This is a genomic window from Streptomyces sp. NPDC059917, from assembly GCF_042730635.1.
In the GTDB taxonomy this organism is placed as follows: domain Bacteria; phylum Actinomycetota; class Actinomycetes; order Streptomycetales; family Streptomycetaceae; genus Streptomyces.
Map to the genome: position 1 here is coordinate 23,246 of NZ_JBHWLC010000094.1, position 6,307 is coordinate 29,552.

Annotated in this window: 5 protein-coding genes; 2 read left to right on the forward strand and 3 right to left on the reverse strand. The window is 76.4% G+C overall.

Going from position 1 to position 6,307, the window contains the following annotated elements; genetic code table 11:
• The first annotated feature begins 3 nt into the window (after positions 1-3).
• Together ACFWAR_RS34330 and ACFWAR_RS34335 are read left to right on the forward strand one after the other, a co-directional pair.
• Positions 4-936 carry a hypothetical protein gene (locus ACFWAR_RS34330; RefSeq protein ID WP_385785967.1) on the forward strand — a complete coding sequence of 311 codons (933 nt, stop codon included), beginning with the start codon at positions 4-6 and terminating at the stop codon, positions 934-936.
• Positions 933-1,883, forward strand: a complete 951-nt coding sequence (locus ACFWAR_RS34335) for a hypothetical protein (RefSeq protein WP_385785970.1) — start codon at positions 933-935, stop codon at positions 1,881-1,883. The genes ACFWAR_RS34330 and ACFWAR_RS34335 overlap by 4 nt, the downstream gene beginning before the upstream one ends.
• A 65-nt stretch (positions 1,884-1,948) precedes the next feature.
• Here the strand turns inward: ACFWAR_RS34335 and ACFWAR_RS34340 are convergent, their stop codons facing one another.
• From ACFWAR_RS34340 to ACFWAR_RS34350, 3 genes are all read right to left on the reverse strand, one after another.
• Positions 1,949-2,785 carry an alpha/beta fold hydrolase gene (locus tag ACFWAR_RS34340; protein WP_385785973.1) on the reverse strand — a complete coding sequence of 279 codons (837 nt, stop codon included), beginning with the start codon at positions 2,783-2,785 and terminating at the stop codon, positions 1,949-1,951.
• Positions 2,786-2,824: 39 nt separating this feature from the next.
• The gene (locus ACFWAR_RS34345) at positions 2,825-3,856 is read right to left on the reverse strand and encodes a ketoacyl-ACP synthase III family protein (RefSeq protein WP_385785976.1); all 1,032 of its coding nucleotides are present in this window, start codon (positions 3,854-3,856) and stop codon (positions 2,825-2,827) included.
• Positions 3,857-3,935: 79 nt separating this feature from the next.
• Positions 3,936-6,307 (reverse strand): type I polyketide synthase (locus ACFWAR_RS34350; protein ID WP_385785979.1); only part of this gene is annotated, 2,372 nt, incomplete at its 5' end.

A 6,307-nucleotide genomic window follows, 5' to 3' on the forward strand; every position in this document is an offset into this window, starting at 1 on the left:
CCGGTGAGCGGCCCGCCGTCCGCCCGCACCGCCCTGCTGCGCGGCTACGCCCCGGCCGTGGCCGCCTACCGGGACCACCGCAGGCAGCTCCAGAAGGAGTCCGTGCTGGGGCGCGGCCCGCTGCTCGCCGGGCTCCAGGCGGGCCGCCGGGCCGCGCTCGGGCGGCTGCGGCACGCCGGGTGGCTGCGCGGGCTGTACGACGCCACGCACCGGCAGTTCGCGCAGGTGCTGGCGGGCGGTGAGTACGCGGGGCTGATCCCGCTCGTGCCGACCGACTTCCTGTCGCTGATGGAGCTGCGGCTGCCGTTCCTCGCGGACACCACGGTGCTGCGCCACCCGACGCACGCCCCGGCCGCCGAGATCCTTCCCGGGCTGGCCCCCCTGCGCCGCCACGCGGCGCAGGTCCGCCGGGTGCTCGCGCAGTCCCGGCTCGACGAACCGGTCCCTTTCCGCAGCGTGGACGACGACGGGCGGCTGGTCGTGCACGGCCGGGACGCCCCGACCGTCGAGGCGCTCGCCGGGATCGCCCACGAGCTGGGGCACTGCTTGTACGAGCGGGCCCGGCCGGTGCGGTGCGCGCTGGGGCAGCTGGCGTCGGAGCGGCTGGCCCAGCGGTGGGAGGAGCAGGCGGTGACCGCGTACCTGCGCACGCACGGCGGCCCCGAGGAGCACCTGCGGTGGTGGGCGTGCCAGCGCCGCCAGGACGCGCTGAACCTCCACTTCTTCCTGGCGGAACGGGCCGACCTCTACGGCACGGAGCCGCCCGACGGGTTCCCCCGCTGGGAGGGCACCGGCACGTTCCGGGAGTCCTTGTTCACCCTCCCCGGCTATCAGGTGGTGTACGCGCGGGCCTCACTGGCCCGGTTGGCCGCCGCCCCACCGGCCCCACCGGCCGTCCCCGACCCGCGACCCCCCTGTGAGGAGACGTTTCGATGACCACCGCGGTCACGGCCCTGGAGGCCCCGCCGGGGCTGGCGGACATCGCCGCCGTACGGGAGCGGTACGCAGCCCTGTTCGAGCGGCGCGGCGGGGTGCGCCCCGGCTGGGACCGCCCCGGCGCCGCCCCGCCCCCGTACCTGTGCGGGTCGCTCAACGGGGACCTACCGGCCCCCGCGGCACCGGGCGCGGCGGCCCTGGGCACCGGGGCCGCCACCTTGGTGGAGGTCGGTGGCGGCCCGCTGCGGCTGCGGTACGCGACCGGGCTCGCCTCCACCGCGCTGACGGAACTCGGCCTGGCGGGCTACCGACCGGTGCGTCCGGGCCCGCGCACCGCGGCCCGGCTCGCCGAGGCCGCCACCTCCCTGCCCGACCTGTCGCCGTGGGCGGCCGGGGTGGTCGGGGAACTGGTGGGCGCGGTGGTGCTGCTCAAGCCGCGGCCCGACCTGGCCCCGCTGAGCGAGTCCCTGTCCTCGTGCTCCTTCGACGGGCTGCCCTTCACCGTCTTCCTGACCGGTCTGGGGCTGCACCGGCTGCCGCCCGGCTTCATGTTCACCCAGCCCTCGGTCTACAGCCTCCAGGAGTCGCTGTTCCACCAGGCGCTGCTGTTGTGGCTGGACGAGAGCAGGCGGCTGGAGGACCCCTTCCGGGACGGTCGGGCCCGCGAGCGCAGCATGTACGTCTCCTGGTGCGGGTCCTGGTGGAGCGCCGAGCGGTGCCTGCGGACCCTCTTCGTGTACGCGCACCTGGCGCGGCTGCGGTCGGCCGGGCTGGAGCGGGCGTCGGGCGAGGAGGCGGCGCTGCTGGCGGAGGCCCTGCGGTCGGCGCTCGCGTGTGCGCGGGAGCTGCTGCTGGGGCTGACCGAGCGGCGCGCGCTGCTGTCCGCGTCCGGTCTCGAACTGCTGGGTGGAGTGGCCCGGACGCTGCCGGCGCCACGCCGGGATTGACGCCGTCGGGGTACGGGTGAGGGGGAGGCCGGTGGCCTCCCCCTCACGGTTGTCCGGCGCCGGGTTCAGCCCGCGAGGACCGCGCGCAGCCGGGCCTCGAAGGCCCGGGGGTGCGTCTTGAGGCCGATGTGCCCGCCGGGGAAGGGCTCCAGCGTGGTGCCGAGGCGGGCGGCCAGGCCCTCGGCGCACTGCCAGGACCAGTTGCGGCCCGACGTCTCACCGGCCGCGGGCACGATCCGGACGCCGGAGGCCTTCAGCCCGTCGAGCATCGCGTCGTCGAACTGGTCGCGGCGGAACTGCGGGACCTCCTTGGCCAGGAAGAACTCGATGTTGGCGGCCTGGTCGGCGCTGGTGGGCTCCAGCGTCACCCCGGGCTCCACGTCCGCGACGGACAGGTCGATGTTGTTGAAGGCGGCCATCTCGCGGACGGCCGCCGGCCAGCCCTCGGCCGCGTGGACCGCCTCGAGCCGCGTCAGGGCCCGGACGGCGTCCGCGCGCGGGCCCGGCGCCAGCAGTCCCACGGCGAGGGGTTCGTGCAGCACGGCCGTGGCCACCTGCCCGGGGTGGCGGACGGCGAGGTGCAGGCCGATGTTGGCTCCGATGCTGGATCCGAGCACCAGGGCGGGCCGATCGGTCAGTTCGGCGAGCAGGAGGTGGGCGTCCTCGGCGTTGGTCTCGGGGGTGACCTGGTCGACGGGGTCCTCCAGGACGCTGCGGGACAGGCCCCGGCGGTCGTAGGTGACCACGGTGTGGTCGCGGGCGAGCAGCCGGACGAGGTCGTCGGTGCGCGAGGCGTCACCTCCGCCGCCCTGGATGACGAGCAGCAGCGGGCCGGTGCCGCGGACGTCGTAGTGGATGCGGCAGCCGGGCACCTGGAGGCTGGCGGACTGTACCTCGGTCATGGGTCGGTACTCCTGGGGCGGGGGTGGGTGGGGGCTCGGTTACCAGGTGGGGACGTCGGTGATGGTGAGCACGCAGGAGGAGCTGATCCAGCCCGGTCCCTGGGAGAGCAGCAGCACGTGGTCCCCCGGGGCGAGTTCGCCCGTACGCACGAGGTGGTCGAGGGAGATGACGAGGTCGGCGGCGCCCACGTGGCCGATGCCGCGGCCGAACTCCCAGCTGGAGCGGGACATCGGCAGGCCCAGCGGGGCCAGGACGGAGAACTCGATCATCCGGCCGTCCTGGTTGATCGGGATCACGCGGGCGAGGTCGGCCGCGTTCAGTCCGGCGTCGACGAGCGAGCGGTGGATCAGCCCGAGGTCGAACTCGCCGATCCGCTCGACCGTTTCGGCCAGCGGCATCTCCCGTTCGTTGAACAGGGCGGCCCGTTCGGCGACGGCGATCCGCTCCCCCGCGCCGTCCTGCGGCGGCAGCAGCGACTCGTCACCGCGGTGCCACTTCTCCAGTTCCGCGAGGGTGCCGGAGTTGATGGAGCGGACCTCGGCGAAGCCGCTGCCGGAGCCGACCACGGCCGCTGCGGCGCCGTCCGCGAGGATGTAGGAGTCCCCGAAGCCGCGCCAGCGGTCGATGAGCGGGGTGGAGAAGTTCTGGGCGGTGGTCAGCAGCGCGCGCTCGACCTCGGCGGCGCCGGTGATCTGGCCCACGGCGATCTCCAGCGCGGCCAGCATGCCGTTGCAGCCCTGCCGGATGTGCAGGGAGGGGACGCCGGTGATGCCCAGTTCCCGCAGGACGTAGGCGGGCGGGTAGGAGCCGTCGGGGCCCTGGTGGTAGACCCCGCTGTGGATGTGGGACTCGATGTCGGCCGGGTCGAGACCGGCGCGTTCGAGGGCGCTGCGGGCGGCCGTGACGGCCATGTCGAGGGCCGGGAGGTCGCCCGCGACGTGGGTGCCGGTGAGGCCCCCGGCCTTGTACACCTCCTCGTCGTACAGGCCGTCCGCGACGCCCTGTTCGGCGCTCACCCGGTCGGGCAGGAACACCCCGACCGAGTCGATGAAGACGCCTTCTACTCTCATGACACCACTCCTTCGGGCCCGGCCCCGGGGCGCTGCCCGGGGCCGGGGCCGGTTCGGTCCGGTCGGTGGGCTCGCTCGGTCAGTACGCGAGGACCTGCTGCTTGAGGTGGAGCGCCAGCTCCACCGGGGTCGGGTGGTCGAAGACCACGCCGGGCGGCAGCCGCAGGGCGGTCGCCGCGTTGAGCGCGTTGCGCAGCGCGAGCGCGAGCAGGGAATCGAAGCCGAGCTCGCGGAACTTCTGCTCCGGGTCGATCGATTCGGGCGAGGCGTGCCCCAGGACCGTCGCGACGTGCGTACGGACCAGGCCCAGCAGGAGCGCGTCCCGGTCGGGCTCTTCGAGCGCGACCAGCCGCTGCGCCAGTGTGGGGCCTTCGGCTCCGGCCTCCTCCCTGGCCCTGCGGCGCGCCGGGCGCTGTACGAGGGCCCGCAGCAGCGGGGGCACCCGGCCCGCCGCGGCCCGCCGGGCCAGCTCGTCGAAGGCGGGCTGGGCGGCGGTCACGGCGGGTTCGCCGAGGCCGCAGGCGACGTCGAACAGCTCGAGCAGTTCGGCGGCGGGGACGGCCGCCGGGCCCGTGTGCCCGCCGGTGTGGTCCCGCTCGCCGGGCCCGTCCGTCCAGGGCCCGTAGGAGACGGCCACCGCGGTGGCGCCGCCCGCCCTGCGGGCGCGGACCAGGGCGTCCCGGAACGCTCCGGCCGCCGCGTCGGCCGCCTGGCCGGTGCCGCCGAGCACCCCGGCGGACGGGGACGCCAGCACGAAGGCGCTGATCTCCCGACCGGCGGTGGCCTCGTGCAGCGCCCGTGCCTCGGCGGCCCCGGCGTCCAGGACGGCGGCCAGCGCGTCCGGGGCGAGGTCTCCCGCCGTGGCGGGGGCGGCGGGGTCGACGGCGTGGACGACGGTGCGCGGGGCGCGCCCTGCGGGCAGGCCGTCGAGCAGCGCCGCGAGGGCCGCCGGGTCGCCGGGGTCCTGGGCGGCGAGGGTCACCCGGGCGCCCAGCGCGGCCAGTTCGGTGACCAGTGCGGTGGCCCGCTCGCGGGCCGGGCCGCTCGCGCCGTCCCCGGCGCCGAGCAGCACCAGGTCCCGTACGCCGTGCGCGGTCACGAGGTGGCGGGTGAGGAGCGCGCCCAGGCGGCTGCCCGCGCCGCCGACCAGAGCGGTGCCGGAGGCGTCGACGACGGGGGCGGCCTTGTCGGGGGCCGCCTGGATCCGGGTCAGGCGGGGGACGCGGACGGTGCTCCTGCGCAGCGCCAGCTGGGGTTCGTCCCCGCCCAGCGCGCGGACCAGGGCCCGCCAGGAGGGCTTGCTGGCGTCGGTGTCGGCCAGCACGAACCGGCCGGGGGCCTCCTCCTGGACCGCCCGGACCAGGCCCCAGACGGCGGCGGCCTCGGGGTCGGGTGCGGCGGACCGGCCGGTGCCGGGCACCGCGTCGCGGGTCAGGACCACCATCCGGGACTCGGCGAACCGGCTGTCCGCGAGCCAGGTGCGAAGCCGGTGGAGCACGCGCACGGCGGCGGAGTCCGCGGATCCCGGGGAGCCGTCGCCGCCCGCGGTGGCCGCGTCGGAGATCAGGACGACGTCGGGCCGGGTGGCCCCGTCGGACTCGATGCCCGCGGCCAGTTCGTCGAGGTCGTGGTAGGCCTCGGCGTAGGTGCCGGCCGCCATCAGCCCCGAGCGGGCCTTGAAGGCGTCCTCGCCGACCACGGCCCAGTTGCGGGGGGCCTGCTGGGCGGCGCGGGCGGCGGGGGCGTCCCGCCATTCGATCCGGAACAGCGCGTCGCGCTGGACGGCGCCCGACTGCCGGATGCGGTCGGCGGGAACCGGCCGCAGAGCGAGCGCGGCGACGGTGGCGACGGGCGCCCCGGCGCCGTCGGCGACGGTCAGCGCGACGGTGTCGGCGCCTGCGGGGGTGACGGCGACGCGCAGCACGCAGGCTCCGGTGGCCTGGAGGGTGACGCCCTGCCAGGTGTGCGGCAGCCGCAGCGTGCCCGTGGTCCCGGTACCGGTGGACGTCCGGGCGAGGACGGCGTGCAGGGCCGCGTCGAGCAGCGCGGGGTGCAGCCCGAAGCGGGCGGCGTCCGCGCGCTGTTCGTCGGGCAGGGCGATCTCGGCGAAGACCTCCTCGCCGCGCCGCCAGGCCGCGCGCAGCCCCTGGAAGGCGGGGCCGTAGCCGTAGCCCGCCTCGGCGAGCCGCGGGTAGAGGCCCGCAACGTCCAGCGCCTCGGCACCGACCGGCGGCCACACCGTCAGGTCCCGTTCGTCGAGGGAGAGTTCGGCGCTCTCCTCGAGGATGCCGGTGGCGTGGCAGGTCCACGGCACACCACGGGTTTCGCCGTCGGGCCGGGAGTGGACGCCCAGGAGGCGGCGGCCGTCGGCGTCGGCCTCGCCGACCTCGACGCGCAGCTGGACCCCGCCGCGTTCGGGCAGCACCAGCGGTTCGAGCAGGGTCAGCTCGC

Coding starts and splice junctions, on each gene's coding strand:
- ACFWAR_RS34340 (WP_385785973.1), bottom strand. CDS start 2,785: ATGACCGAGGTACAGTCCGCCAGCCTCCAGGTGCCCGGCTGCCGCATC.
- ACFWAR_RS34335 (WP_385785970.1), top strand. CDS start 933: ATGACCACCGCGGTCACGGCCCTGGAGGCCCCGCCGGGGCTGGCGGAC.
- ACFWAR_RS34345 (WP_385785976.1), bottom strand. CDS start 3,856: ATGAGAGTAGAAGGCGTCTTCATCGACTCGGTCGGGGTGTTCCTGCCC.